This window comes from Micromonospora sp. NPDC007271 (assembly GCF_040634005.1).
In the GTDB taxonomy this organism is placed as follows: domain Bacteria; phylum Actinomycetota; class Actinomycetes; order Mycobacteriales; family Micromonosporaceae; genus Micromonospora.
In genome coordinates, this window is sequence record NZ_JBEYER010000007.1 from 73984 (window position 1) to 100308 (window position 26325).

Below are 26325 nucleotides of genomic sequence, written 5' to 3' on the forward strand. Positions count from 1 at the left end.
CGGGAGGGTGCGTGAGCGCAGCGCAGATCATCGCCAGGCTGGCGGCGGCGGCCCAGAAGCTGGACGAGGCGAAGGCCAAGACGGCCGCCGCGGCGCAGGACGCGGCCGAGGCGCGGGCGCTGGTGGCCGGAGCGCTGGAGGGCGCGGCGGCCGGCCCGCTGATCGGCGTGATCGACGCCTACCGGCAGGCGCTGGCCCAGGCCGCCCAGGGCGGCGCGCCCGCGCGGCAGCACGTCCAGGAGACGATCGCCAAGGTCCAGGCGCTGGGGAACTGAGCACGATGGGCGGCATCGACGAGTCGGTCAGCGGCGACGGCGGCGAGCTGGACGGCTTCCGGATCGGCCACGTTCCGGACGGCGTCGGCCGAGAGGTGACGGACTTCGCCACCGAGTGGGACGAGGTCACCGTCGCCACCCGGGTGTGGGAGCGGCAGGTCGACGGGGGCTACCGGGTCGACCTGCGGGTGCACGTGCTCCGGGGCGACCGGCTCAACGACCTGGCGGCGCTGCACGACTTCCTCGCCGAATACCACGAACGCGACCCCGCCGGGTGGGAGCTGGCCGACTTCGCCCACCCCGACGGCCCCGGCCTGATCAGCGAGAGCGAGGCGTTCTGGCTGGTGGGGCCGGGCGTCGCGGTCGACGTGCTGCTGGACCCGGAGCGCCCCGACGCCCAGGCGCTGCGGGCCACCGCGACGGGGGTGACCAAGACGACTGCGGAGTGAGCGGGCAGCTCCCCTCGCTCATTCCGGCGACGTCCGTTACGCCGCTTTGTGCCGACAGTGGAACATCGGGTTACCGACGCGTAACTATTCATTGACGTATGCGAAATCGGCCACGCATCATCGTTTCCACGATCAATCGGATCCCGACCCGTCCCTCCGTGCTTCCGGGTGCCTCCCACCGGAGGTGCAGCCATGCTGCTCCGAAAGATCCTCGCCGGCATCGCCACCGTCACCGTCGCCACCCTGCTCGCCCCGACCGCCGCGCGGGCCGCCGTCCCCGCGGCCGACCCGGCCACCCCCAGCCGTACCGTCGGCGCCGCCGCCTCGGCCAATCCCGTCATCGTCGTCGGCGGCCTCATCGGCATCTCCATCGCGTACGAGCCGATCGCCGCCCGGCTGCGCGCCGACGGTTACCGGGTGCGGATCCACCAACTGGTCCGCCCGGTCGACAACGCCATGCTCGCCGACGGCGCCACCAACGTGTTGGTCCAGGGGTGGTGCCCGCTGCGGGTGGTCGGCCACGTCGGGCTGGTCCTCGACGGTACGACGTACACCGTCGTCCGGCAGGCGCTCGCCGGCGCGGCCATCCGGCCCGACTGCTTCGCCATCTGACCCGGGCGTGCCGTCGCCCCGGCGCACCCGCACGGCAGCGGATCCCCGACGGGCGGCCCGGCGCGCCGCCCGTCGGTCAGGCCGCGGTGGTCCCGCCGAGGATCAGGTCGGCGGCCCGCCAGGCCAGCGCGGTCACCGGCGCGTTGGTGTAGCCGGAGACCATGATCGGCAGCACCGACGCGTCGACCACCCGGAGGCCGGTCACGCCGCGCACCCGCAGCTGCGGGTCGACGACGTGCTCCTCGTCCGGGCCCATCGCGCAGGTGCCGATGGCGTGGTAGCCGCAGTAGCCGTGCGCCAGGGCCGCCTCGACGATCTCCTCGTCGGTCCGCGTCGCCGGGCCGGGCAGGACCTCCGCCGCGATCCGGTCGGCGATCGGCGCGGTGGCGAAGAGCTCCCGCATCCGCCGGAAGGTGTCCACCGCGACCGTGCGGTCGTGCGGGGTGTCGAGGTAGTTCGCCACGATCGCCGGCGGCGTACGCGGATCCGGCCCGGTGACGGCGAGGCTGCCCTCGCTGTCCGGGTAGGTCACCGTCCCCAGGCACATCAGGCCCGGCTCGCGCTCCAGCTCCAGCGCCCGCCCCGGCCGCCGCGGCGCCGCCGAGAACGGGGCCATCAGCAGGTGGGCGTCCGGGCGGTCCAGTTCCGGGCGGGACTTGATGTGCGCCACCACGTCGAGCACCGGCAGCGCGAGCGGGCCACGGCGGGTGAGCAGGTAGCGGAGGGCGGCCAGGCCCTGCCCGAGGGGGCTGCTGAGCCGGGCGTTGTAGCCGCCCGGCCCGGCCAGCCGGTACTGCAGCGCCATCGACCGGTGTTCCCGCAGGCCGGCGCCCACCCGGGGCCGGTCGAGCAGCACCTCCACCCCGGCGGCGCGCAGGACGTCGGCCGGCCCGATCCCGGAGACCTGCAGCAGCTGCGGCGTCGCGAGGGCGCCCGCGGCGAGGATCACCTCGGCGGCGGCCAGGTGGTCGGCCGGCTGGCCCCGGTGCTCGGCGCGTACCCCGACCGCCCGGCCGTCGCGCACCAGCACCCGCAGCGCGAGGGTGTCGACCGCGACGGTCAGGTTCGGCCGGCCGCGCACCGGGTGCAGGAACGCCGCGGCGGCGCTGACCCGGCGCCCGTCGTGGATGGTGGCCATGGCGTAGCCGATCCGCTCGCCGTCGTCGGCGTTCAGGTCGTCGACCCGGCGCCAGCCCAGCTCCGCGCCGGCCTCGATCATCTCCTCGCAGAGTTCGTCGGTGCCGGTGGCGGTGGACAGGCGCAGCGGGCCGCCCGTGCCGCGCAGCGGCGCGGCGCCCAGCGGGTTGTCCTCCAGCCGGTTGAGGATCGGCAGCATGGTGGACCAGCCCCAGCCCGGGTTGCCGAGGCATTCCAGCGCGTCGTAGTCCGGCTGCCCGCCCCGGCCGTAGATCATGCCGTTGAGCGAGGTCGAGCCGCCGATCATCCGCCCCCGCTGCCAGGTCTCCTCCCGCCCCGACCCGGTCGTCGCCGGATAGTGCCAGGCGGTGCGCCGGTCGTCCATCAGGCGGGAGAAGCCCTTGGGTACGCGGACGAAGGGGCTGCGGTCCCAGCCGCCCGCCTCGATCAGCAGCACCCGGGTGCCCGGGTCCTCGGTGAGCCGGTTCGCCAGTACGCAGCCGGCCGCGCCCGCCCCGACGATGACGTAGTCGTACTCGCCCACCTCGGACCCCCGCCTCCGTGAGAATCCTTCAGACGGTAGCGAATCGGTCACGCGGCGGGAAGCGTCGATGTCGGGCGGGCTCCGGGCGCGACGTGCGCCGGGCCGGGGAAGGCGGCCGGCCGACGTGCCGGAACGACTCGGTGAGCGGCCCGCGCCGTGCGACGCTGGGCCGGAGTGGGCCGTACGCCTGGAGGTGCGCCATGGCCGCAACACCGCGGGTCGACTTCGCGCTCGACACGTACGAATGCATCGTGCTCTATCCGGGGCCGTCGGGCCGGGCGCTGCCGGAGGAGACGGTGCAGCGGTTGCAGGCCGACCACCTCCAGCACATGCGGGCGCTGCAACGGCGGGGCGTCATCCTGGTCGCCGGCTCGGTGGACGGCCCGGCCCGGGAGCCGGATCCGCCGATCGGCTTCGGTCTGGCCCGGACCGGCTCGGTGGACGACGTGCGCAGCGTCATGGAGGCCGACCCGGCGGTGCAGGCCGGGCTCTACCGGGTGGACGTGCTGACCTTTCTCTGCCCGGCCGGCTCGCTGGAGTTCCCGCTGGCCAGGACGCAGAGCTGAGGGCGGCCGAGCGACGGGCGACGCCGCCTCGAACGGCGCTCGCGGGGCGGTCGAGAGCGGGCGGCCGGGGGATGACGGGGAGGGGTACGATTTCGGCCGCGCGGTCGCCGATGCCCGCCGCACACGACGCCCCGGGTGCCGTCGAAGCACCGCCCGCTGCGCGGGAATCGCGCGTCGTTGGACAAATGTTCCGCGTTCCGAAAGGGGCCGGCCGGTGGGTCGACCCGGAGGAGAGACTAGCCTGATGGGCGTGACACGCCGCGCGAAGATCGTCTGCACACTCGGCCCCGCCACCTCGTCCCCCGAGCGCATCCGGGGCCTGGTCGAGGCGGGCATGAACGTGGCGAGGCTCAACTTCAGCCACGGCAGCCACGCCGATCACGAGGCGGTCTGCCGGCTCGTCCGGGAGGCGGCCGAGGCGGCCGGGCGGCCCGTCGCGGTGCTCGCCGACCTGCAGGGCCCGAAGATCCGGCTCGGCCGGTTCGCCGACGGCCCGCACGAGTGGCGCACCGGCGACTCCGTGGTGATCACCGGGGACGACATCGTCGGCAGCAAGGACCGGGTCTCCTGCACCTACCGCAAGCTCCCGCAGGAGGTGAAGCCGGGCGACCGGCTGCTGATCGACGACGGCCGGGTGGCGGTCGAGGTCAGCGACGTCACCGGCAACGACATCCGCGTCCTGGTCACGGAAGGTGGCGCGGTCTCCAACAACAAGGGCGTCTCGCTGCCGAACGTCGCGGTCAGCGTCCCGGCCCTGTCGGAGAAGGACGCCGAGGACCTGCGCTTCGCCCTCGGCCTGGGCGTCGACATGATCGCGCTCTCCTTCGTCCGCTCGGCCGACGACATCAAGCTGGTGCACGCGATCATGGCCGAGGAGGGCGTGCAGCGCCCGGTGCTGGCCAAGGTCGAGAAGCCCGAGGCGGTCGACCACCTGGAGGCGATCGTGCTCGCCTTCGACGGTGTCATGGTCGCCCGCGGCGATCTCGGCGTGGAGCTGCCGCTGGACCAGGTGCCGTTGGTGCAGAAGCGGGCCGTGCAGCTCTGCCGGGAGAACGCCAAGCCGGTCATCGTGGCCACCCAGATGCTCGACTCCATGATCGAGAATTCGCGGCCGACCCGCGCCGAGGCCTCGGACGTGGCCAACGCGGTGCTCGACGGCGCGGACGCGGTGATGCTCTCCGGCGAGACCAGCGTCGGCAAGTACCCGGTGCTCACCGTCAGCACCATGGCCAAGATCATCCAGACCACCGAGTCCGGCTCGATCCGCGTGCCGCGGCTGCAGCACGACCCGCGTACGCACGGCGGCGCGCTCACCGTCGGCGCGTCCTCGATCGCCCGGGCCATCGGCGCCAAGGCGCTGGTCGCCTTCTCGCAGACCGGTGACACCGTCAAGCGGCTCGCCCGGCTGCACTGCGACCTGCCGCTGCTGGCGTTCACCCCGGTGCCCGAGGTGCGCAACCAGCTCGCCCTCTCCTGGGGTGTCGAGACGTTCCTGATGCCCTTCGTCGCGCACACCGACGACATGTTCCGCCAGGTCGACCAGGCGCTGCTGGGGCTCAACCGGGCCAACCCCGGCGACTACGTGGTGATCGTGGCGGGCAGCCCGCCCGGCACCCCCGGTTCCACCAACACCCTGCGCGTGCACCAGCTCGGCTCGCTGGTCGACGCTGCGTCCGCGCGGGCGCTGCAGTGAGCGAGCGGAGCGAGCGAGCCATCCGACTCGGTAGCGTGGTGACCCCGTGAGCGAGCCGGTGGCGACCGGCCAGGCCGCTGTCGACCAGCTCCTCGAGGTGCTGGACCTGGCGCACACCGGCGAGATGACCTTCCGGGGGATGAGTCCGCCGGTCGGCCCGCAGCGGGTGTACGGCGGCCAGGTCGCCGGCCAGGCCCTGGTCGCCGCGGGGCGCACCGTCGACCCGGAGCGCTTCGTGCACTCCCTGCACGGCTACTTCGTCCGCCCCGGCGACCCGGCCGAGCCGATCGAGTACCAGGTGGAGAACATCCGCGACGGCCGCTCGTTCTCGGTGCGCCGGTCGGTCGCGTTCCAGCACGACAAGCCGATCTTCTTCATGTCGGCCTCGTTCCAGCGGCAGGAGGAGGGGTTGGACCACCAGGCACCGGCCCCCCTCGACGTGCCCGGTCCGGACGAGGTCCCGACCATGACCGACCGGCTCTCCCGCTACCCCGAGCGGCTCGGCATCTGGGGCCAGATCCCCCGCCCGATCGACGTCCGCTACGTCGGCGAGCCCGGCTGGGTGCGCCCCGGCGACCGGCCCGCCGAGCCGCACCAGCGGGTCTGGATGCGCATCGACGGCAAGCTGCCCGACGACCCGCTGCTGCACGCCTGTGCCCTGACGTACGCCTCGGACCTGACCCTGCTCGACTCGGTGCTGTCCGTGCACGGCGAGGTCTGGGGGCCCGGGGGAGTGGTGGGCGCGAGCCTGGACCACGCGCTCTGGTTCCACCGGCCCTTCCGCGCCGACGAGTGGTTCCTCTACGACTGCTGGAGCCCGTCCGCCTCCGGCGCTCGCGGCCTGGCCACCGGCCGGATGTTCACCACCGACGGCCGGCACATCGCCAGCGCCGTGCAGGAGGGACTGTTGCGCCGGGTCGGCGCCTGACCTGCGAGTCGTGACCGTTCGGTCCAGGGTCGAAAGACCGGTCGGCGGACAAGCGGGCTAACCTAGCCGGCATGCGTCTCTCCGCCCGGGTCGACTACGCCCTCCGCGCGGCCGCCGAGCTGGCCGCGGTGGCCGGCGGCACGGGCGCCCGGCGGAGCCGGCCGGTGACCGCCGAGCAGATCGCCCGGGCCCAGGACATCCCGCCGAAGTTCCTGGAGAGCATCCTGCTTCAGCTGCGCCGGGGCGGCATCGTGCACGCCCAGCGTGGCCCCGAGGGTGGCTACTGGCTGGCCCGGCCCGCCGCGGAGATCTCCCTGGCCGAGGTGATCCGGGTGATCGACGGTCCGTTGGCGCACGTCCGCGGCCAGCGCCCCGAGCAGCTCGGCTACCAGGGGGCGGCCCGGGCGTTGCAGGACGTCTGGATCGCCCTGCGAGCCAGCGAACGCGAGATCCTCGAGCTGGTCACCATCGCCGACGTGGCCAGCGGTCAACTGCCCGGCCGGGTCAACGACCTCGCCGCCGACCCGAGCGCCTGGACCTGACGGCCGCGGCCCCGCCCGGTCACCGGCGGGCGGTGCGCTGACTCGTGCCCCGCTCGCGCCGTCCGGCGCGTTCCCACCAACCGGATGGAGGACTTGACCGGAGCGCCGCCGTGCCGCATTGTCGACCAAGTCGATAGGAGATACCGAAAAGTCGGGGGGCGCTCGTGCGCAAGCTGCTGATCCTCGCCCTGGTCGGGCTCGCCGCGCAGCTGGTCGACGGCGCGCTCGGCATGGCGTACGGGCTGACCTCCTCCACCCTGCTGCTGTTCGCCGGGGTGGCGCCGGCCGCCGCGTCCGCCTCGGTGCACCTCGCGGAGATCGGCACCACCCTCGCCGCGGGCGTGGCGCACTGGCGGTTCGGCAACGTCGACTGGCGGGTGGTCGCCCGCATCGCGCTGCCCGGAGCGCTCGGCGCGTTCGCCGGCGCCACCTTCCTCAGCTCCATCTCCACCGGGGCTGCCGCCCCGTGGATGGCCGCCATCCTGTTCACCCTGGGCACGTACCTGCTGGTCCGCTTCGCCCGGCCACTGCGGGCCAACCGGGCCGCCGGCCGCCTGCGCAGCCGCTTCCTCGCCCCGCTCGGGCTGGTGGCCGGCTTTGTCGACGCCACCGGCGGTGGGGGCTGGGGCCCGGTCGCCACCCCGGCGCTGCTGGTCTCCGGTCGGATGGAGCCGCGAAAGGTCATCGGCTCGGTCGACACCGCCGAGTTCCTGGTGGCCGGCGCGGCGAGTGCCGGCTTCCTCATCGGGCTCGGCGCCGAGGGCTTCCTGCTGTCCACCGTGGCCGCACTGCTGATCGGCGGCCTGATCGCCGCGCCGATCGCCGCCTGGCTGGTCCGGATCGTTCCCGCCCAGCTCCTCGGCGCGGTGATCGGCGGGGTGATCGTGCTGACCAACGCCCGGACGCTGCTGCGGGCCGGCGAGCTGGGCGGCCCACTCCCGCCCCTGCTCTACGCGGTCCTCGGCGCCGGCTGGCTGGTCGCGCTGGGGCTGGCGGTGCGGGCGCTGCGCCGTACCCGCCGGGCCCGGGCCGTCGCCGAGGCGGCCCTCGGCGCGCGGGCCGGGGCCGTGCCCGGGCCCGGCGCGGCGGTGACCGAGGTGGCCCTCGGCGCGCGTCCCGAGGCCGTGCCCGGGCCCGGCGCGGCGGTGGCCCAGCCCGACACCGCGACGCCGAAGGAGTCCCAGCGGCTCGCCGCCGCGGCCGAGCGCTGACCCGGACACCCCACCCCGCGCCACCGCCGGGGGAGCCGCCGCAGACCGCCAAGATCGCGCTACATCGTGGAAGTAGTGGCCTCCCGGTGCTGTCGAGGCCACTGCTTCCCGGATCGAGCACGGGCCCGCCGCCTGAGCCCGGCGCGGTGCGGTGCGGTGCGGTCAGCCGGCGCGGAGGTCGTCGGTGGTGGCGGAGAGCAGGTCCCAGGCCTCGTCGACGTGCTGCTCGGTGGTCAGCGGCGACCCGACCGCCAGGCGCAGCGCGTAGCGGCCGCCGATCCGGGTGTGGGTCAGCAGCACCCGTCCCGTGTGGTTGACCCGGCGCAGCAGCTCGGCGCTCGCCTCGTCGCCGGCCCGCAGCCGGAAGCAGACCAGCGCGAACGGATGCGGCGCGGCCAGCTCGAACCGGTCGTCGGCGGCGACCCGCGCGGCGAACCGGTCGGCGAGCGCCACCCCGGAGCGGATGTGCGCCCGTAGCCCCTCCACGCCGTACCAGCGCAGCACGAACCAGAGCTTGAGCGCGCGGAACCGGCGGCCCAGCGGTACCTGCCAGTCCCGGTAGTCGATCACCGCCCCGGACTCGGTCGCCGCGTTGCGCAGGAACTCCGGCATCACCGTCAGTGCCTCGATCAGCTCACCCCGGTCGGCCACCCAGAACGCGTCGCAGTCGAAGCCGGTGAGCAGCCACTTGTGCGGGTCGAAGCAGTACGAATCGGCGTACTCGACCCCGGCGTGCGACCACCGCAGCTCGGGGCAGACCGCGGCGGCGCCCGCGTACGCGGCGTCGACGTGCAGCCAGACGCCGTGCTCGGCGCAGATCGCGCCGATCTCCGGCAGCGGGTCGACGGCGGTGGTGGACGTGGTGCCGATGGTGGCCACCACGACCGTCGGCACCACCCCGGCCGCCAGGTCGGCCTCGATCGCCGCCCGCAGCGCCGCCGGACGCATCGCCTGCGTCGTCGGGTCCACCTCGATCGCGCGGACCCCCTCCTCGCCCAGCCCGGCGATGCGAGCCGCCTTCTCGATCGAGGAGTGCCCCTGCGTCGAGGCGTACGCGCGGTAGCGCCGGTCGATGCCGTCGGACCGCCAGCGGCCCTTGCTGGCCCGGTGCAACGCGGCCAGCGTGGCGACCAGCGTCGCCGACGAGGCGGAGTCCTGGATCACCCCGCCGCCGCGCCCGGTCGAGCGGAACCGCTCCGGCAGGTCGAGCAGGCCGGCCAGCCAGTCCAGCATGACCGTCTCCAGTTCGGTGCACGCCGGGCCGGTCGCCCAGAGCATCCCCTGCACGCCGAGCCCGGAGCTGACCAGGTCGCCGAGCACGCTGGGGCCGGAGGTGTTGGCCGGGAAGTACCCGAAGAAGCCCGGGTGCTGCCAGTGGGTCAGCCGGGGCGTGACGATCCGGTCCAGGTCGGCCAGGACGGCCTCGACCGGCTCGCCCCGCTCGGTCGGCCCCGCGGGCAGCGCGGCGGCCACCACGCCGGGCGGGTCCTGCGAGGTCACCGGCCGCCGCCCGAGCGTCGTCCAGTAGTCGGCGATCCAGTCCACGACGGCGTGCCCGGCGCGGCGGAACTCCTCCGGATCCATGTGCTCAGCCATGCCGTGAAGTGGATCAGGGCGGGACCGGCCGGAGCAAGGGCCGCCGTGGTGGTTGTGGGCGACCCGGTCCGCGAACCGCTCGGCGCCACGAAGATCGACAACCAGCGTGCGGATCCACACCCTGATGCACGACCCGCAGTACCGGGTCGCCATCGCCGGGCAGAGCACCGCGTACAACCAGCCGCCGCACCCCCGGTTTCCACCTCGGCGACGGCATGGCCAGCCCACCCGCACCGGACATCTACCTGCGCTGAACGGGAAGGCACCGGGCCGCCGGCCGCGGAACCCGCGACGACGGCCCGGTGCACCACACCGCGGCACTCCTGACCCGTCCCGACCGGGAGTGCCGTACCACCACCGGTCACCAACCTAGGGGCGCCGGGCGACGGCGGGGTGACGCGGCTGTGAAGAGCGTGTTTCAGCCGTTCCGGCGCAGGCCGCCGGCGACCCGCTCGGCGATCAGCTCGAACGAGCGGACCCGGTCGGCCACGTCGTACACCATCGTGGTCAGCATCAGCTCGTCCGCGCCGGTACGCTCCAGCAGCGCGCCGAGCTGCCGGGCCACCGTCTCCGGCGCGCCGGTCGCCTGCCCCTCCCGGCGTTGCGCGACGAACTCCCGCTCCAGCTCCGTGTACGGGTAGGCCGCCGCCTCCTCCGGCGTGACGAGCGGCTCCGGCCGCCCCGAGCGCAGCTTCAGGAAGGACAGCCCGGCCGGACCGGCCAGCCACTCCGCCCGCTCGTCGGTCTCCGCACAGACCGCGTTCACCGCGACCATCGCGTACGGCCGCTCCAGCCACCGCGACGGCCGGAAGCTCTGCCGGTACAGCTGCAGCGCGGGCAGCGTGTTCTGTGCGCTGAAATGGTGCGCGAACGAGAACGGCAACCCGAGCAGGCCGGCGAGCTGGGCACTGAACCCGCTCGACCCGAGCAGCCAGATCGCCGGCGACTGGCCCCGGCCGGGGGTGGCCGTGATCGGGCCCGGCTCGGCGCCGCTGAAGTAGTTCATCAGGTCGGCCAGCTCCCGGGGGAAGTGCTCGGCCGACAATCCCTCCATGCTCCGGCGCAGCGCCAGCGCGGTCACCTGGTCGGTGCCCGGCGCCCGGCCGAGGCCCAGATCGATGCGGCCCGGGTGCAGCGCCTCCAGGGTGCCGAACTGCTCGGCCACCACCAGCGGTGCGTGGTTGGGCAGCATCACCCCACCCGAGCCGAGTCGGATCGTGCTCGTGCGCGCGGCCAGGTGCGCGAGGAGCACGGCCGGCGCGGACGAGGCGATCGAGGGCATGTTGTGGTGCTCGGCCACCCAGAACCGGCGGTAGCCCAGCTCCTCCGTACGCCGGGCCAGCTCGGTGGTGTGCCGCAGGGCCTCCCCGACGCTGCCGACGGCAGCGACCGGAGCAAGATCAAGAACAGACAAGGGTACGTCGATCACGAACCTGATCAACCCGCCGAGCGCCGGAATTGTTCCTTCCGCCTACCCCACCCCGCGCGCCTGCTCGAAGATCAGGCTGGTCTGGGTGTGCTGCACCGCCGGATCCACCGCCAGATGGTCCAGCACGAAGTCCCGCAGCGCATCCCCCGACGCCGCCCGGACGTGCAGCACGTAGTCCTCCGCCCCGGCCACGTGGAACACCGACACCACCCCGGGCAACCGCACCGACCGGGCCCGGAAGGCGTCCACCGCCGCCCGCTCGTGCGCCGTCAGGCGCACCGACACCAGCGCCTGCAACGGCAACCCCACCGCCGCCGGATCCACCTCGGCGTGGAAGCCGCGGATCGCCCCGGACTCGCGCAGCGCCCGGGTACGCGCCAGGCAGGTGGACGGCGCCACCCCGACCCGCTCGGCGAGGGCATTGTTCGGCAGCCGGCCGTCGGCCGCCAGCTCGGTCAGGATCGCGCGGTCGACGTCGTCGAGCGCCGCGAACCGCCGTACATCATTCGGTGCGACAGGCATGGAAGCATCTTCCATCGAATGTTGCGGCATGGAAAGCGGATTTCACAGAATCTTGTTCGACTGCCTTGCCAGATCCCGGCGTCATGTTCGAAGCTTCCGGCCATGACCGCCGTGGACACCACAGCCGTGCACGCCGGGCGCGACGACCTCGCCGGGCTCGGCGTCCACGTGCCGCCCATCGACCTCTCCACCACCAACCCGCTGCCGTCCGTCGCCAGCGGGGGCGACGCGTACGAGACCCTGGCCACCGGCGGCACCCTCCCGCCCGGCGGCAGCGCCGTCTACCAGCGGCTCTGGAACCCCACCGTCGCCCGCTTCGAGACCGCCCTCGCCACCCTCGAAGGCACCGCCGAAGCCGTCGCCTTCGCCAGCGGCATGGCCGCCCTCACCGCCACCCTGCTCGCCGCCACCCGCGACGCAAAACGCCACGTCGTCGCCGTCCGCCCCCTCTACGGCGGCACCGACCACGTGCTCGCCACCGGCCTGCTCGGCACCGACGTCACCTGGGCCCGTGCCGACGAGGTCGCCGCGGCGATCCGCCCCGACACCGCCCTGGTCGTCGTCGAGACCCCGGCCAACCCCACCCTCGACCTCGTCGACATCGCCGCCCTCGCCACCGCCGCCGGCGACGTCCCGCTGCTCGTCGACAACACCGTCGCCACCCCGGTGCTCCAGCAACCCGCCCGGCACGGCGCCGCCCTCGTGCTGCACAGCGCCACCAAGAGCATCGGCGGCCACGGCGACGTCCTCGCCGGCGCCGTCGCCTGCGATCCCGCCTGGGCCGCCCGGCTGCGCCAGGTCCGCGCCGTCACCGGCGCGATCCTGCACCCGCTCGGCGCGTACCTGCTGCACCGCGGCCTGCAGACCCTCCCGCTGCGGGTCCGCGCCCAGCAGGCCGGCGCCGAGAAACTCGCCGCCTGGCTCACCGGCCACGCGAGCGTCGAACGGGTCCACCACCCCTCGCTGCACGACCCGGCCGGGCTGGTCGGCCGCCAGATGTCCGGCCCCGGCAGCCTGCTCGCCTTCGAGGTACGCGGCGGCGCCCCCGCCGCGGCCACCGTCGCCGGCGCCTGCCGGCTGATCACCCACGCCGTGTCGCTCGGCGGCGTCGACACGCTGATCCAGCACCCGGCCTCGCTCACCCACCGGCCCGTCGAGGGCGACGCCAAGCCGGGCGGCGCCCTGCTGCGACTCTCCGTCGGCCTCGAGGACCCGGAGGATCTGCGGGTGGACCTGGAACAGGCGCTCGCCGCGATCTGACCCGCCGCTCGGGGCTCAGGACTTCGGGCCGACGTGGCGGTCCAGCGCCGCCACGGCCTCCCGCCGCGCGACGGAGAGGCAGTTGCCGCGGTTCATCTTCCACGGGATGCCGAGCAGATCGAGGGCCCACTGGCAGAGCTCCATGATGTCGGTGGATCGGTTGGTGAACATGTAGCGCGGGTAGACGTACTCCTTTCCCCGGACTCTGACCCGGTTGCTGAACCGGCAACCGTCGGAATGGAAGAGCCCGCGCAGCAGGTCTCCTGCTTGCGCTGCAACGATGCCCCGCTGCCAGTCGGCCAGGACGATCGGGTGCTCGTGCTTCTTGCCCGGGCCGTGCTGGGGAAGCAGGCAGGGCCAGTGTTTGCCGTAACTCTGCACGCTGACGCAGCCCTGGCTCTGCACCCGCTGCACCGAGGCCGCGAGGACGTTCTTCATGGCATCCTCACAGGCGCCGATCAGACCGGGCCAGGCATCGGCGCAGCTGATGCGCAGCACCGGGACTCGGGCGGTGGTGACCAGGTGACCGTCGCCGAGGTAGAGGCCGAGCAGGTAAGCGTATTGAGCGGGATCTGTCGGATGGTCGACGTCGGGGCGGCAGCGGAAGCAGCGCAGCGCGGTGCCCTGCTGCCTTGGCTCAGGTTGGATCTTGCACCAGTGCCGGACGGTGGGGTAGGAGACCCCGACGGCGCGTGCGGCCTCCGCGACGGTAGCGCCGGCTAGGTACAGGCGGCGTGCTCTGGCACGTATCTCGGGTGGATGCACCCAAGCATCTTCGAACGCCTGTATGACACTTTGTGCCCCCGGTGGGACTCGAACCCACACTGTCGGAGGTTTGAGCTCCGTCTCTCTTCCGGTTGGAGTACAGGGGCTTCCGTCATTCGGCGTTGACAGACTACCTACTAGGCTAGGAGCGACGACACCCGGCCCGGCGGTGTCGGGCTTGAACTGGTGGGAGTGGCTCGTGGCCGAGACGGAGACGGACGCCGAGCGCCGGCGGGTGCTGATCGCCGAGGACGAGGCGCTCATCCGGCTGGACCTGGCCGAGATGCTCGCCGAGGAGGGCTACGAGGTGGTCGGCGAGGCCGGTGACGGCGAGACCGCCGTGCGGCTCGCCGAGGAGCTGAAGCCGGATCTGGTCATCCTCGACATCAAGATGCCGATCATGGATGGGCTGGCCGCCGCCGAGCGCATCGCCGGCGCCCGGATCGCCCCGGTGATCATCCTGACCGCGTTCAGCCAGCGGGACCTGGTGGAGCGGGCCCGGGCCGCCGGCGCGATGGCGTACCTGGTCAAGCCGTTCCAGAAGAGCGACCTGGTCCCGGCGGTGGAGATCGCGCTGTCCCGCTACTCCGAGATCGCCGCGCTGGAGGCGGAGGTCGCCGGCCTCACCGACCGGCTGGAGATCCGCAAGACCGTGGAGCGGGCCAAGGGCGCCCTGATGACCACGTACGGGATGACCGAGCCGCAGGCGTTCAAGTGGATCCAGCGCACGGCGATGGACCACCGGATGACCATGAAGGAGGTCGCCGAGCGGATCCTCGCCGAGACCGCCGGCGGTGAGGTGGCGCAGCCGGCCACCTGAGGGCCACCGGTTCGCCGATGCGCGGGAGCGGCGCTGATCGATAGAGTGTGATCCGTGACGGCGCGACGGCTGACGGTGGTGCTCGGCGTCGTCGTCGTGCTGCTCGCCGGCTGCGTGCGGTCGCCGGCGCGCGTCGAGCCCGAACCGCTCCGTCCACGATGGCGGGCGCTGACCCTGCCGGTGCCACCGGGAGCGCCCGGCCGGCTGATGCTGCGGGACGTGGTGGCCTGCGCGGGGCGCTGGTTCGTGGTGGGCGCGGTGGCCGGCCCGGCGGGGGAGACCCGTCCGGCGGCGTGGGCCAGTGTGGACGGTCTCTCGTGGTCGTCCGTGCCGGTCGCGGCGTCCACCTTCTACGGCCGGCGGCACGTGCTCTACGCGGCGGCCTGCCGGGAGGGTCGGTTGGGGGCGCTGGGGGCCCGGGGCGGGGGCGCGCACGGCAATCCGCGTACGGGCACCTGGGCGCTGGCCCCCGATGGCAGGCTGCGGGAGGCGGCGGCCCCGTTCGAACTGTACGGGGGGCCGCGGGCGGTGAGCGTCTCGCGACTGGTCGCCGGGCCGGGCGGATGGCTCGTGGTCGGCTCGCGGGCCGACGGGGCAGCGGCCTGGACCTCGCCGGACGGCGAGCGGTTCACGCTGCACGAGGGTGTGCCGGAGTTGGCCGGGGACGGGCGGGGCAGGACGATCGGGCTCGACGCGGTGGCCGTACCGCCGGGGTGGCTGGCGGTGGGTGCGGTGCTGCCGCCGCACGGGACGGCGACGTTGCCGCTCGCCTGGGCTTCGGCGGACGGGCGGACCTGGCGGCGGCTGGCGTTGCCGGCGTCGGACGGGCGGAGCCAGGCGCAGCGGGTCGCTCTGGTGGGTGGCGCGGTGGTGGCGGTCGGGCCGGTGCGGGCTGGTTTCGGGGTGTGGCGGGCGGCGCTTCCCGGTGGCGGTGCGGAGCGGATCGGTGACGCCGGCTGGCGGCGGGTCGGTGGGTTCGGTGCGGCGGGCACGGGGGTGTCGTCGGTGCGCGTGCTGGCGCCGGTGGGTGGCGGCGGGTTGGTGGCGGTGACCGCTGACGGGAGCGGTCATGGTCTGTGGTTCTCGGCCGATGCGGGTGTTTCGTGGCGTCCCGTGGTGGTGCCGGTCGCGGTGCCCGATGGTGGGGACAAGGCGGTCGCGGTAACGTCCGACGAAGATCGAATGGTGTTGCTCGCCGATGACGGTGTGGGGGCTCGTGCCTGGTGGGCGGGGCTGCCGGCGATCGGCCGGTAGCGGGTGAACGAACCTCCGGTGCTTACCGGCGGAATGTCGCCAAAAGGCTTCCGCGAGTGTAGATCTCTTACAGCGATCGTTCCCAATCCGCCACGGCGTGTAACGGTTCGGTCAACGCGCTCTCCTGGGGCTTACGTCACACCTGCTAGGTGGGATAGCGTCCGGCCCCAGACCGGCGACGACGGTCTGGTTCGGTCGCCCCCGCAAGGGCCAATCGGCAGCGGGTGGTTCGGACCATGGGACGGAGGAGGGTCTGGGCCTTGAGGCAGAAGCTCACACGAGTGCTCGGCGGAGTCGCTGCTCTGGCGCTTGCCGTTGGTGGCACCGCGGCATGCAAGAGCGACAGCGGCAATGAGGCGTCCGGTGGCGAGTGCGGTTACAAGATTGCGTTCTTCGGGGCGTTGACCGGCCCCGACGCGGGGCTGGGCATCAACGAGAACAACGGCGTGAAGCTCGCCCTCGACAAGTACAACAAGGAAAACAAGGACTGCCAGGTCACGCTGCTTCAGCTGGACTCGCAGGGCAGCCCGGACCAGGCGCCGCAGCTCGCCCAGCAGGCCATCGACGACGCGAAGGTGCTCGGGATCGTCGGGCCGGCCTTCTCCGGTGAGTCGGAGGCGGCCAACCCGCTCTTCTCGGAGGCGGGGCTGGTGCACATCACCGCGTCCGCGACCCGGCCCAGCCTGAGTGGCCAGGGCTGGAAGACCTTCTTCCGCTCGGTCGGCAACGACAACGCGCAGGGCCCGGCGGCGGCGAAGTACATCAAGGAAGAGCTCAAGGCCGAGAAGGTCTTCGTCATCGACGACCAGTCGGCGTACGGCGCGGGGCTGGCCGACGAGGTCAAGAAGGCGCTCGGTGCCGCGGTCGTCGACACGGACAAGGTGCAGGGCGGTGGCAAGCAGACCGAGTTCTCCGGCACCGTCACCAAGGTGAAGGCCTCCGGCGCCACGGCCGTGTTCTACGGTGGCTACTACGCCGAGGGCGGTCTGATCCGCAAGGCGCTGACCAACGCCGGTGTCAAGGCCACGATGATCGGCGCCGACGGCATGAAGGACCCGGCCTTCATCGACGGTGCGAGCAAGGCGGCGGCCGAGGGGACCATCTTCACCTGCCCGTGCCTGCCGGCGAGCGAGGTGAAGGGCACCTTCCCCGCGGACTACAAGGCGATGTTCAACGTCGACCCGGGCACCTACAGCGACAACGCCTTCGACGCGGCGAACATCCTGCTGTCCGGCATCAAGGCGGGCAAGACCACCCGTGCCGACCTGCTGGCGTACGTGAAGGGCTACACCGGTGAGGGTGTCGTCGGGTCGTACAAGTTCACCGACACCGGCGAGCTGGACCCGTCGGCCGTCCAGATCTGGGCGTACAAGGTCGAGAACGGCGCGATCGTGCCGGTGAAGCGGGTTCCGCTGACGTAGTGCCACGGCAGTTCTGACTGCCAGAAAATCGCTGCGGGTGCGGTCGGGAGCACCTTTCCCGGCCGCACCCTGGCTTCTCTTCAAGTCGCTGGAGCACCCTTCTTGAACGTCGACGGATTGATCTCCAACTTCGGAGAGCTCACGACGACCGGCCTGACCGTGGGGGCGATCTACGCCCTGGTCGCGCTCGGTTACACACTGGTCTACGGTGTATTGAGGCTCATCAACTTCGCTCACTCCGAGGTCTTCATCTCTGGCGCGTACGCCGCGCTGTTCACCTGGGCCGCGTTCGGCCTGACCGGTAACTCTCGGGTCACCGGGGTGGGCTCGATCCTGTTCTATCTGCTGGTGGCGATGCTGGTGGCGGCGCTGGCCTCGGCGACGGTGGCGACCGTGGTCGAACGGGTGGCCTACCGCCCGCTCCGTAAGCGCAACGCGCCGCCCCTGGCCTTCCTGATCACGGCGATCGGCGCGTCGATCGTCATCTCGGAGGCGTTCGGCGTCTACACGCGGCGGCTGTCGCGGGGTGCGCCGGCGGTGGTGCCGACCGAGCCCCTGTTCCGGATCGGCAAGGCGGAGATCGGCTGGGTGGAGCTGCTGATCGTCGGTTCCGCGCTGGTGATGATGGTCGCGCTCGACCAGTTCATCAACCGCAGCCGGATCGGTCGCGGGATCCGGGCGGTGTCCCAGGATCCGAACACCGCGGCGCTGATGGGCGTGAACAAGGACCGGATCATCATGATCGTCTTCATCGCCGGTGGCCTGATGGCCGGCGTGGCGGGCGTGCTGTACAACGTGCGGATCGGGGCCCTGGCCTACAGCGTCGGATTCCTGCTGGGGCTCAAGGCGTTCACGGCCGCGGTGCTCGGTGGCATCGGTAACCTGCGCGGCGCGTTGCTCGGCGGCCTGCTGCTCGGCCTGACCGAGAACTACGCCTCGGGCCTGTTCGGTGCGCAGTGGAAGGACCTGACCGCCTTCGTGGTGCTGGTCGTGCTGCTGATGTTCCGGCCGACCGGCCTGCTGGGCGAATCACTGCGGGGAGCGCGGGCATGACGAGCGTGATGGAGAAGATCCGGGCGGGCCGGAACGCGGCCGGCGAGCGTTGGCGGGCACTGCCGCGCTGGGTGCACTGGATTGCCGTGGCGGCAGTCATCGCCTTCTTCTACGCCCTGCCGAACAAGGAGTTCTACCAGTGGCTCGGGCCGATCCCGACCACCGGGTCCAACTTCGGCCAGGTGCTGTTCATGATGTCGATCTACGTGCTGCTGGCCGTGGGCCTCAACATCGTGGTCGGCTTCGCCGGCCTGCTCGACCTGGGCTATTTCGGCTTCTTCGCCGTCGGCGCGTACACGGTGGCGGTGCTGACCTCACCCAACAGCGACCTCAAGACGGTGTGGCCGTGGCTGACCGTGCTGCCGATCGCGATCGGCCTGGCGATGGTGTCGGGCGTGCTGCTGGGTCTGCCGACGCTGCGGCTGCGCGGCGACTACCTGGCGATCGTGACGCTGGGCTTCGCGGAGATGATCCGGCTGACGGCGACCAGCGCGGGGTTCCTGAAGGGCCAGCGCGGCTTCAACCAGATCCCGCACCCGCCGGGCAAGAACACGGACGGGACGCCGGTCTTCGGCGTGCTGGACTCGAAGCCGTACTACTGGCTGGTCCTCACCTTGATCATCCTGGTGGTGCTCGGGGTGCGGAACCTGACCAACAGCCGGGTCGGCCGCGCCTGGGTCTCCATCCGCGAGGATGAGGACGCGGCGCAGCTGATGGGGGTGCCGACGTTCAAGTTCAAGCTGTGGGCGTTCGCCGCCGGTGCCGCCATCGGTGGCCTGGCGGGGGCGTTGTTCGCCGGTAAGCAGAACTTCGTCAACAACCAGAGCTTCGAACTGCTGAACTCGATCATCATCCTGGCGGCGGTGATCCTCGGCGGTTCCGGCAACATCCTCGGCGCCATCGTCGGCGGCGGCCTGGCCTTCTACCTGATCGAACGCTTCCGCGGCGTGGAGTTGTTCGGCATCGAGCTGTATGAGTATCGCTTCATGTTCTTCGGTGCGGCCCTGATCATCATGATGATCTACCGGCCGCAGGGCCTGATCGCCAACCGGCGTCGAGCGGCCGAGTTCAAGGATCGGCGCAAGGAGGTGATCGTCGGTGGCTGAGATGGTGCAGAACGTTCCCGCGCAGCGGACCGCGTCGGTCGAGGTCGAACGGGAGCCGCTGCTCGAGGTCGACCACGTCACGCTCCGCTTCGGCGGCGTCGTCGCGCTCAACGACGTGGACTTCACTCTCTACAAGGGTGAGATCTTCGGGCTGATCGGGCCCAACGGCGCGGGCAAGACCACGTGCTTCAACGCGATGACCGGCATCTACCGCCCGACCGAGGGCGAGATCCGGTTCCGTGGGGAGCGGATCAACGGCAAGAAGCGGCACCAGATCACCAAGATGGGGATGGCCCGCACCTTCCAGAACATCCGGCTCTTCCCCGAGATGACCGCGCTGGAGAACGTGCAGGTGGGCGCGGACGCGCACCACAAGACGAGCGTGATCTCGGCGCTGCTGCGGCTCCCCCGGCACTGGCGGGAGGAGCGGGAGGGGCAGGAAAAGGCTCGCGACCTGCTGGACTTCGTCGGGATCGCCGGGCGGATGCACGAGACGGCCCGCAATCTCTCGTACGGCGAGCAGCGCCGGCTGGAGATCGCCCGGGCCCTGGCCACCGACCCGGTGCTGCTGTGCCTGGACGAGCCGGCTGCCGGCTTCAACCCGGCGGAGAAGGAGGAGCTGCTGCAGCTCATCCGCAAGATCCGTGATCGGGGCACCACCGTGCTGCTCATCGAGCACGACATGAAGCTGGTCATGGGCGTCACCGACCGCATCGCGGTGCTGGAGTTTGGAAAGAAGATCGCGGAAGGTCTGCCGGCCGAGGTACGGGAGAACCCGAAGGTGATCGCCGCCTACCTGGGGGTGCCGGACGATGCTGCTTGAGATCGAAGATGTGAGCCTGCTCTACGGGCGGATCCAGGCGCTGCACGGCATCAGCCTGACGGTGGGCGAGGGTGAGATCGTGGCGCTGATCGGTGCCAACGGCGCCGGAAAGTCCACCACGATGCGGGCGATCTCCGGGCTCCGGCCGGTGGCCTCCGGGCGCATCCGGTTCGAGGGCGAGGACATCACCAAGCTCCGGGCGGACCTGCGGGTGCGGCGCGGGTTGTGCCAGGCCCCCGAGGGGCGTGGCATCTTCCCGGGCATGACCGTGCTGGAGAACCTGGACATGGGGGCGTACACCCGCCGCGACCGCGCGGGTATCGCCCAGGACCTGGACCGGGTGCTGGAGCTCTTCCCCCGGCTGGCCGAGCGGCGCAAGCAGGCTGGGGGTACTCTCTCCGGCGGCGAGCAGCAGATGCTGGCGGTCGGGCGGGCACTGATGAGCCGGCCGAAGCTGCTGCTGCTCGACGAGCCGTCGATGGGTCTCGCGCCGATGTTGATCCAGCAGATCTTCAACATCATCACCGAGATCAACCAGCAGGGCACCACGGTCCTGCTGGTGGAGCAGAACGCCCAGCAGGCGCTGGCCCGGGCACACCGGGCGTACGTGCTGGAGACCGGCCGGATCGTGAAGAGCGGCACCGGTGCGGAACTGTTGCACGACTCGGCGGTCAAAGAGGCGTACCTCGGCGTAGCCTGACGGGCCGTCACCCCTCAAAGGAGTTCAACCATGCGCAACCTCATTGGCGGCCGGCGGGCGGCAGTGGGCGTCGCCGGCGCGGCGGTCCTGCTGTTCTCCCTCGCCGCCTGCGGCGAGAAGGAGAACGCCGGCACGCCCGGCGGCGGTCCCTCGGTGACGGCCGCGGCCGACACGGACCTGGCCGCGAAGGTGCCGGACTCGATCAAGGCCGACGGCGTGATCAAGGTCGGCACCGACTCCACGTACGCTCCGGCGGAGTTCCTCGACAACGACGGCAAGACGGTCATCGGCTTCGACGTGGAGCTGTTCAACGCGGTCGCCCAGAAGCTCGGCCTCAAGGCCGAGTACGAGTCGGCGCCGTTCGACGCGATCCTGCCCGGCGTCGACTCCGGCAAGTACGAGGTCGGTGTCTCGTCGTTCACCATCAACCCCGAGCGCCTCAAGAGCGTCAACATGGTCAGCTACTTCTCCGCCGGCACCCAGTGGGCGACGAAGAAGGGCAACCCGTCCGGGGTGGACAACGAGAACGCCTGCGGCAAGAAGATCGCCGTGCAGGTCGGCACCGTGCAGGTCGACGACATCACCGCCCGGTCGAAGAAGTGCACCGACGCCGGCAAGCCGGCCATCACCATCGACCAGTACCAGGCGCAGAGCGACGCCACCGCTGCCGTGATCAGCGGCAAGGACGACGCCATGCTCGCCGACTCCCCGGTCGGCGCGTACGCGGTGAAGCAGAGCGGCGGCCAGCTGGAGCTGCTCGGCGACATCTACGAGTCGGCCCCGTACGGCTACGCGGTGAAGAAGGACCAGCAGGCGTTCGCCGAGGTGCTGAAGGAGGCCGTCCAGGCGGTCATCGCCGACGGCAGCTACAAGACCGCGCTGGAGAAGTGGGGCGTCGAGGGCGGCGCCGTCACCAGCTCCGAACTGAACCCCACCAGCTGACCATGTCGGTCGAGACGGATACACCCGAACGGGCACGGCCGGAACCCATCCAGGCCGTGCCCGTGCGGCATCCCGGCCGCTGGCTCGCCATCGCGGTGATCGGGGTGCTGGTCGCCATGTTCGTGCACCTGCTGGTGACGAACACGGCGTTCAACTGGCCGTTGATGGTCGACGAGATGTTCCGGCCGCCGATCATCGCCGGGCTGCGCGGTACCCTCGCGCTGCTCGTGTTCTCCATGCTGATCGGCATCGGGCTCGGCATCGCCATCGCGATCATGCGGCTGTCGCCGAACCCGATCCTGAAGGGCGTCGCCTGGGTCTACACCTGGTTCTTCCGGGCGGTGCCCCGGCTGGTGCTGGGCATCCTCTTCGGCAACCTGGGCATTCTCTGGTCCCGGCTGGAGTTCGGCCTGCCCTTCGACCGGCAGATCGGCGCGCTGTTCGGCCTCCACGACTTCGAGGCGCGGCTGTTCGGGTTCTCCGCGAAGGACGTTCTCACCGGGTTCGTCGCCGGCGTGCTGGCACTCGGCCTCTCCGAGGCCGCGTACATGGCGGAGATCGTCCGGGCCGGCATCCAGTCGGTGGACGAGGGGCAGACCGAGGCCGCGCAGGCGCTCGGGCTGAGCCGGGGGCAGATCCTGCGCCGGATCGTGCTGCCGCAGGCCATGCGGGTGATCATCCCGCCCACCGGCAACGAGACCATCGCGATGCTCAAGGACACCTCGCTGGTGGCCTACGTGCCGGTCAGCGCCGAGCTGTTCTTCCAGCTCAAGGCGGTCGTCACCCGGACCTTCCAGCCCTTCCCGATGTACGTCGCGGCCACCCTCTGGTACCTGTTCCTGACCAGCATCCTGCTGGTCGGGCAGTACTACCTGGAGCGGCACTTCTCGAAGGGCGTCGGGCGCAGCGAGCGGGCCCGGCAGCGGCTGCGTGACATCGTCGCCGAGAGCGGCGGCAACGCGAGCGGGACGGCGGAACGATGACTGAGATGGCCATTCCTCAGCAGGCGGGTTCGGCGGAGGAGATGCCGGACCTGATGGTCCGGGCCGAGCAGGTGCACAAGTCGTTCGGGTCCCTCGAGGTGCTCAAGGGCATCGACCTGGAGGTCCGTGCCGGGGAGGTGTGCTGCCTGCTCGGGCCGTCCGGCTCCGGCAAGTCGACCTTCCTGCGCTGCATCAACCACCTTGAGAAGATCAACGCTGGCCGGATCTGGGTGGACGGCGACCTGATCGGCTACCGGGAGCGCGGCGGGAAGCTGCACGAGCTACGGGACAAGGAGGTGGCCGCGCAGCGCCGGACGATCGGCATGGTGTTCCAGCGGTTCAACCTGTTCCCGCACATGACCGTGCTGCAGAACATCGTCGAGGCGCCGGTGCTGCTGCGCCGAGCCAAGAAGGCGCAGGCCCGGGACCGGGCGGCGCAGTTGCTGGAGCGGGTCGGGCTGGGCGACAAGCTCGGGGCGTACCCGGGTCAGCTCTCCGGTGGCCAGCAGCAGCGGGTGGCGATCGCCCGCGCCCTCGCGATGCAGCCGAAGCTGATGCTCTTCGACGAGCCGACCAGCGCGCTCGACCCGGAGCTGGTCGGCGAGGTGCTGGACGTGATGAAGGACCTGGCCCGCGACGGCATGACGATGATCGTGGTGACCCACGAGATCGGCTTCGCCCGGGAGGTCGGCGACTCGCTGGTCTTCATGGACGGCGGCGTGGTCGTCGAGCAGGGCAATCCGCGCGAGGTGATCGGGAACCCGCGCCACGATCGGACCAAGGCGTTCCTGGCCAAGGTCCTGTGACCCGGTGGGGTCCGGTGCGGCGTCCGCCGCCGCACCGGATCCCACGAAACGGACACCCGAGTGGATCCGGGACGGGCCGTGCCCGACCGGCCGTGCCGCGGGCCGGGCTTGTCGGCGGTACGGACTAGAGTCGCAGCCGTGACAGCTACGACGCCGCGCCTGCTCCTCGTCGACGGACACTCCCTGGCATACCGGGCCTTCTTCGCCCTGCCGGTGGAGAACTTCTCCACCACCACGGGGCAGCCGACCAACGCCGTCTACGGCTTCACCTCGATGCTGATCAACGTGCTCCGTGACGAGCAGCCCACCCACATCGTGGTCGCCTTCGACGTCTCCCGCCGCTCCTTCCGCACCGAGAAGTACGCCGAGTACAAGGCCGGCCGCAGCGAGACCCCGACCGACTTCAAGGGCCAGGTCAGCCTGGTGAAGGAGGTCCTCGCCGCGCTGCGCGTCCCGGTGGTGGAGAAGGAGGGGTACGAGGCCGACGACGTCATCGCCACCCTCGCCTGCCAGGCCCGCGACCAGGGCATGGAGGTGCTGATCACCACCGGCGACCGGGACGGGTTCCAGCTCGTCGGCGACCGGATCACCGTGCTCTACCCCCGCAAGGGCGTCTCCGACCTGGCCCGGATGGACCCGGCCGCGGTCGAGGCGAAGTACGGCGTCGGCCCGGAGCGCTACCGCGACCTGGCCGCCCTGGTCGGCGAGACCAGCGACAACCTGCCCGGCATCCCGGGCGTCGGCCCGAAGACCGCCGCCAAGTGGATCAACACCTACGGTGGGGTCGAGGGCGTGATCGCCCGAGCGGACGAGATCAAGGGCAAGGCCGGCGACAGCCTGCGTGAGCGGCTTGCCGACGTGATCCGCAACTACGAGATCAACTGCCTGGTCTCCGACCTGGAGCTGCCGATCCGCCCGGAGGACGCCCGCTGGCAGGGCTGGGACCGGGAGGCCGTGCACCAGGTCTTCGACACCCTCCAGTTCCGTATCCTGCGCGACCGGCTCTATCAGTACCTGGAGGCCGTCGAGCCGGAGGCCGAGGCGGGCTTCGAGTTGGCCGGGGAGGTGCTCACCGCGCCCGGCGCCCTCGCCGGCTGGCTGGAGACCCACGCCCCGGCCGGCACCCCGGTCGGCGTGGCGGTCAAGCTCGACACCGGCCCCAACCGACGGCACACCGCGGCGGTGACCGGGATGGCCCTGGCCACCGCCGCGGGCGCGGCCGCCTGGTTCGACCCGGCCACCCTCGACGCCGCCGACGAGGCCGCCCTGGCCGGCTGGCTGGCCGACGCCGAGCGCCTCAAGGTGCTGCACGACAGCAAGCCGGCGGTGCTGGCCTTCGCCGCGCACGGGTGGGACCTGCGGGGCATCGCCCGCGACACCCAGATCGCCGCCTACCTGGCCCGCCCCGACCAGCGCTCCTACGACCTCACCGACCTGGCGCTGCGCTACCTGCACCGGGAGCTGCGGGTCGACGCGCCGGAGAGCGGCCAGCTCACCCTGGAGGGGCTGGGCAACGACGGCGAGGCCGAGCAGAACCTGATGCTCCAGGCCCGGGCCACCCTCGACCTGGCCGACGCGATCGACGCCGAGCTGTCCCGCGACGGCGAGCAGTCGGCCCGGCTGATGGCCGGCGTGGAGCTGCCGCTGATGCGGGTCCTCGCGACGATGGAACGCACCGGCATCGCCGCCGACACCGACTACCTGTCGGAGCTGGAGGCGCACTTCGCCGCCGAGGTGAAGGCCGCCGCCCAGGGCGCGTACGCGGCGGTCGGCCGGGAGTTCAACCTGGGCTCGCCCAAGCAGCTGCAGGAGATCCTCTTCGGTGAGCTGGGCCTGCCCAAGACCAAGAAGATCAAGACGGGCTACACCACCGACGCCGACGCCCTCCAGTGGCTCTACGCGCAGAATCCGCACAAGGTGCTGGAGTACCTGCTGCGCCACCGGGACGTGGCCAAGCTCAAGTCGACCGTCGACGGGCTGCTCAAGTCGATCTCCGACGACGGGCGGATCCACACCACGTTCAACCAGACCGTGGCGGCCACCGGCCGGCTCTCCTCGACCGAGCCCAACCTGCAGAACATCCCCATCCGCACCGAGGAGGGGCGGCGGATCCGCCGCGCGTTCGTGGTCGGCGCGGGCTACGAGTGCCTGCTCACCGCCGACTACAGCCAGATCGAGATGCGGATCATGGCGCACCTGTCGTCGGACGACGCGCTGATCGAGGCGTTCAACAGCGGGCACGACTTCCACGCCGCCACCGCCTCCTCGGTCTTCGGCGTCCCGGTCGACCAGGTCACCGCCGACCAGCGGCGCAAGATCAAGGCGATGAACTACGGCCTGGCGTACGGGCTGAGCGCGTTCGGCCTCTCCCAGCAGCTCGGGATCAGCGCCGAGGAGGCGCGCGGGCTGATGGAGAACTACTTCGCCGGCTTCGGCGGGGTCCGCGACTACCTGCACGAGGTGGTGGCCCGGGCCCGCCAGGACGGGTACACCTCCACCATCCTGGGTCGCCGCCGCTACCTGCCCGACCTGGTCAGCGACAACCGGCAGCGCCGCGAGATGGCCGAGCGGATGGCCCTCAACGCCCCGATCCAGGGCTCGGCGGCCGACATCATCAAGGTCGCCATGCTGCACGTCGACACCGCGCTGCGCGCGGCCGGGCTGCGCTCGCGGATGCTGCTTCAGGTGCACGACGAGCTGGTCTTCGAGGTCGCGCCCGGCGAGCGGGCCACCCTGGAGGCCCTGGTCCGCAAGGAGATGGGCGAGGCGTACCCGCTGTCGGTGCCGCTGGAGGTCTCCGTCGGCGAGGGCCGCGACTGGAACACCGCCGGCCCCCGCAAGTCGATGGCCGAGAAATCGGGGTTGTCGAAGTCGACGATCGGGCGGAT

Annotated in this window: 26 protein-coding genes and 1 tRNA gene; 21 read left to right on the top strand and 6 right to left on the bottom strand. The window is 71.8% G+C overall.

The features are described 5' to 3' along the window. Positions 1-11 precede the first annotated feature (11 nt). The 3 genes from ABZ570_RS04715 to ABZ570_RS04725 all read left to right on the top strand — a co-directional run bounded on the left by ABZ570_RS04715 (position 12) and on the right by ABZ570_RS04725 (position 1336). Complete coding sequence (locus ABZ570_RS04715; protein WP_358056803.1) at positions 12-275, top strand: DUF6244 family protein; 264 nt, start codon at positions 12-14, stop codon at positions 273-275. Positions 276-280: 5 nt separating this feature from the next. Beyond that, positions 281-724 carry a hypothetical protein gene (locus ABZ570_RS04720; protein ID WP_358056805.1) on the top strand — a complete coding sequence of 148 codons (444 nt, stop codon included), beginning with the start codon at positions 281-283 and terminating at the stop codon, positions 722-724. 192 nt (positions 725-916) lie between these two features. Continuing rightward, positions 917-1336, top strand: a complete 420-nt coding sequence (locus tag ABZ570_RS04725; protein WP_358056807.1) for a hypothetical protein — start codon at positions 917-919, stop codon at positions 1334-1336. A 76-nt stretch (positions 1337-1412) separates the two neighbouring features. On the opposite strand, the gene ABZ570_RS04730 is transcribed toward ABZ570_RS04725, so the two are convergent. Then, on the bottom strand, positions 1413-3017 hold the full coding sequence (locus tag ABZ570_RS04730) for a GMC family oxidoreductase N-terminal domain-containing protein (protein ID WP_358056809.1): 1605 nt from the start codon (positions 3015-3017) through the stop codon (positions 1413-1415). Positions 3018-3217: 200 nt separating this feature from the next. Between ABZ570_RS04730 and ABZ570_RS04735 the strand changes: the two genes are divergently transcribed. From ABZ570_RS04735 to ABZ570_RS04755, 5 genes are all read left to right on the top strand, one after another. After that, the gene (locus ABZ570_RS04735; protein ID WP_358056811.1) at positions 3218-3583 is read left to right on the top strand and encodes a YciI family protein; all 366 of its coding nucleotides are present in this window, start codon (positions 3218-3220) and stop codon (positions 3581-3583) included. Between the two features lie 244 nt (positions 3584-3827). Continuing rightward, a complete protein-coding gene (pyk, locus tag ABZ570_RS04740; protein ID WP_358056813.1) occupies positions 3828-5276 on the top strand; it encodes a pyruvate kinase in 1449 nt (482 codons plus the stop codon). 46 nt (positions 5277-5322) lie between these two features. After that, positions 5323-6204 (top strand): acyl-CoA thioesterase II, encoded by an 882-nt coding sequence (locus ABZ570_RS04745; protein WP_358056815.1) that lies wholly within the window; start codon positions 5323-5325, stop codon positions 6202-6204. 71 nt (positions 6205-6275) lie between these two features. Continuing rightward, on the top strand, positions 6276-6746 hold the full coding sequence (locus ABZ570_RS04750; RefSeq protein ID WP_358056817.1) for an Rrf2 family transcriptional regulator: 471 nt from the start codon (positions 6276-6278) through the stop codon (positions 6744-6746). Between the two features lie 164 nt (positions 6747-6910). Beyond that, positions 6911-7957 (top strand): sulfite exporter TauE/SafE family protein, encoded by a 1047-nt coding sequence (locus ABZ570_RS04755; RefSeq protein WP_358056819.1) that lies wholly within the window; start codon positions 6911-6913, stop codon positions 7955-7957. Between the two features lie 162 nt (positions 7958-8119). Here ABZ570_RS04755 and ABZ570_RS04760 read toward each other — a convergent pair whose 3' ends face one another. Beyond that, positions 8120-9553 (bottom strand): pyridoxal-dependent decarboxylase, encoded by a 1434-nt coding sequence (locus ABZ570_RS04760; protein ID WP_358056821.1) that lies wholly within the window; start codon positions 9551-9553, stop codon positions 8120-8122. 124 nt (positions 9554-9677) lie between these two features. Between ABZ570_RS04760 and ABZ570_RS04765 the strand changes: the two genes are divergently transcribed. Further along, complete coding sequence (locus tag ABZ570_RS04765) at positions 9678-9926, top strand: hypothetical protein (RefSeq protein ID WP_358056857.1); 249 nt, start codon at positions 9678-9680, stop codon at positions 9924-9926. Positions 9927-9971: 45 nt separating this feature from the next. Here ABZ570_RS04765 and ABZ570_RS04770 read toward each other — a convergent pair whose 3' ends face one another. Continuing rightward, complete coding sequence (locus ABZ570_RS04770) at positions 9972-10982, bottom strand: LLM class flavin-dependent oxidoreductase (RefSeq protein ID WP_358056823.1); 1011 nt, start codon at positions 10980-10982, stop codon at positions 9972-9974. A gap of 42 nt (positions 10983-11024) precedes the next feature. Then, on the bottom strand, positions 11025-11504 hold the full coding sequence (locus tag ABZ570_RS04775) for an Lrp/AsnC family transcriptional regulator (RefSeq protein WP_358056825.1): 480 nt from the start codon (positions 11502-11504) through the stop codon (positions 11025-11027). Between the two features lie 102 nt (positions 11505-11606). Between ABZ570_RS04775 and ABZ570_RS04780 the strand changes: the two genes are divergently transcribed. Further along, positions 11607-12764, top strand: a complete 1158-nt coding sequence (locus tag ABZ570_RS04780; RefSeq protein ID WP_358056827.1) for an aminotransferase class I/II-fold pyridoxal phosphate-dependent enzyme — start codon at positions 11607-11609, stop codon at positions 12762-12764. A gap of 15 nt (positions 12765-12779) precedes the next feature. On the opposite strand, the gene ABZ570_RS04785 is transcribed toward ABZ570_RS04780, so the two are convergent. Further along, positions 12780-13529, bottom strand: coding sequence for a helix-turn-helix domain-containing protein (locus ABZ570_RS04785; RefSeq protein ID WP_358056829.1), 750 nt, complete (start codon positions 13527-13529; stop codon positions 12780-12782). Positions 13530-13562: 33 nt separating this feature from the next. Then, positions 13563-13636: transfer RNA gene (locus ABZ570_RS04790), tRNA-Leu, on the bottom strand. A 92-nt stretch (positions 13637-13728) separates the two neighbouring features. On the opposite strand from ABZ570_RS04790, the gene ABZ570_RS04795 reads away from it, so the two are divergent. The 11 genes from ABZ570_RS04795 to polA form a co-directional block, all read left to right on the top strand. Next, a complete protein-coding gene (locus ABZ570_RS04795; protein ID WP_358056831.1) occupies positions 13729-14349 on the top strand; it encodes a response regulator in 621 nt (206 codons plus the stop codon). 54 nt (positions 14350-14403) lie between these two features. Beyond that, entirely contained in the window at positions 14404-15603 is a 1200-nt protein-coding gene (locus ABZ570_RS04800; RefSeq protein WP_358056833.1) for a hypothetical protein, read from the top strand. 260 nt (positions 15604-15863) lie between these two features. Beyond that, the gene (locus ABZ570_RS04805) at positions 15864-17024 is read left to right on the top strand and encodes a branched-chain amino acid ABC transporter substrate-binding protein (RefSeq protein WP_358056835.1); all 1161 of its coding nucleotides are present in this window, start codon (positions 15864-15866) and stop codon (positions 17022-17024) included. Positions 17025-17126: 102 nt separating this feature from the next. Further along, on the top strand, positions 17127-18077 hold the full coding sequence (locus tag ABZ570_RS04810; protein WP_358056837.1) for a branched-chain amino acid ABC transporter permease: 951 nt from the start codon (positions 17127-17129) through the stop codon (positions 18075-18077). Continuing rightward, positions 18074-19183, top strand: coding sequence for a branched-chain amino acid ABC transporter permease (locus ABZ570_RS04815; RefSeq protein WP_358056839.1), 1110 nt, complete (start codon positions 18074-18076; stop codon positions 19181-19183). The genes ABZ570_RS04810 and ABZ570_RS04815 overlap by 4 nt, the downstream gene beginning before the upstream one ends. 1 nt (position 19184) lies before the next feature. After that, positions 19185-20006 (top strand): ABC transporter ATP-binding protein, encoded by an 822-nt coding sequence (locus tag ABZ570_RS04820; RefSeq protein ID WP_358056859.1) that lies wholly within the window; start codon positions 19185-19187, stop codon positions 20004-20006. Beyond that, positions 19996-20706 (top strand): ABC transporter ATP-binding protein, encoded by a 711-nt coding sequence (locus ABZ570_RS04825; RefSeq protein ID WP_358056841.1) that lies wholly within the window; start codon positions 19996-19998, stop codon positions 20704-20706. The genes ABZ570_RS04820 and ABZ570_RS04825 overlap by 11 nt, the downstream gene beginning before the upstream one ends. 30 nt (positions 20707-20736) lie before the next feature. Next, the gene (locus ABZ570_RS04830; protein ID WP_358056843.1) at positions 20737-21648 is read left to right on the top strand and encodes an ABC transporter substrate-binding protein; all 912 of its coding nucleotides are present in this window, start codon (positions 20737-20739) and stop codon (positions 21646-21648) included. 2 nt (positions 21649-21650) lie between these two features. Next, positions 21651-22631: an amino acid ABC transporter permease gene (locus ABZ570_RS04835; protein ID WP_358056845.1), complete on the top strand. Its 981-nt coding sequence runs from the start codon at positions 21651-21653 to the stop codon at positions 22629-22631. A 41-nt stretch (positions 22632-22672) separates the two neighbouring features. After that, positions 22673-23437, top strand: a complete 765-nt coding sequence (locus ABZ570_RS04840) for an amino acid ABC transporter ATP-binding protein (protein ID WP_358056861.1) — start codon at positions 22673-22675, stop codon at positions 23435-23437. A gap of 138 nt (positions 23438-23575) precedes the next feature. Beyond that, positions 23576-26325 (top strand): DNA polymerase I (gene polA, locus ABZ570_RS04845; protein WP_358056847.1); only part of this gene is annotated, 2750 nt, incomplete at its 3' end.

Bases quoted from the DNA above. Each gene is read 5' to 3' on its own strand.
- ABZ570_RS04720 (WP_358056805.1), top strand. From the start codon at position 281: ATGGGCGGCATCGACGAGTCGGTCAGCGGCGACGGCGGCGAGCTGGAC.
- ABZ570_RS04725 (WP_358056807.1), top strand. From the start codon at position 917: ATGCTGCTCCGAAAGATCCTCGCCGGCATCGCCACCGTCACCGTCGCC.
- ABZ570_RS04735 (WP_358056811.1), top strand. From the start codon at position 3,218: ATGGCCGCAACACCGCGGGTCGACTTCGCGCTCGACACGTACGAATGC.
- pyk (WP_358056813.1), top strand. From the start codon at position 3,828: ATGGGCGTGACACGCCGCGCGAAGATCGTCTGCACACTCGGCCCCGCC.
- ABZ570_RS04750 (WP_358056817.1), top strand. From the start codon at position 6,276: ATGCGTCTCTCCGCCCGGGTCGACTACGCCCTCCGCGCGGCCGCCGAG.
- ABZ570_RS04760 (WP_358056821.1), bottom strand. From the start codon at position 9,553: ATGGCTGAGCACATGGATCCGGAGGAGTTCCGCCGCGCCGGGCACGCC.
- ABZ570_RS04765 (WP_358056857.1), top strand. From the start codon at position 9,678: ATGCACGACCCGCAGTACCGGGTCGCCATCGCCGGGCAGAGCACCGCG.
- ABZ570_RS04775 (WP_358056825.1), bottom strand. From the start codon at position 11,504: ATGCCTGTCGCACCGAATGATGTACGGCGGTTCGCGGCGCTCGACGAC.
- ABZ570_RS04780 (WP_358056827.1), top strand. From the start codon at position 11,607: ATGACCGCCGTGGACACCACAGCCGTGCACGCCGGGCGCGACGACCTC.
- ABZ570_RS04815 (WP_358056839.1), top strand. From the start codon at position 18,074: ATGACGAGCGTGATGGAGAAGATCCGGGCGGGCCGGAACGCGGCCGGC.
- ABZ570_RS04820 (WP_358056859.1), top strand. From the start codon at position 19,185: ATGGTGCAGAACGTTCCCGCGCAGCGGACCGCGTCGGTCGAGGTCGAA.
- ABZ570_RS04825 (WP_358056841.1), top strand. From the start codon at position 19,996: ATGCTGCTTGAGATCGAAGATGTGAGCCTGCTCTACGGGCGGATCCAG.
- ABZ570_RS04830 (WP_358056843.1), top strand. From the start codon at position 20,737: ATGCGCAACCTCATTGGCGGCCGGCGGGCGGCAGTGGGCGTCGCCGGC.
- ABZ570_RS04835 (WP_358056845.1), top strand. From the start codon at position 21,651: ATGTCGGTCGAGACGGATACACCCGAACGGGCACGGCCGGAACCCATC.
- ABZ570_RS04840 (WP_358056861.1), top strand. From the start codon at position 22,673: ATGCCGGACCTGATGGTCCGGGCCGAGCAGGTGCACAAGTCGTTCGGG.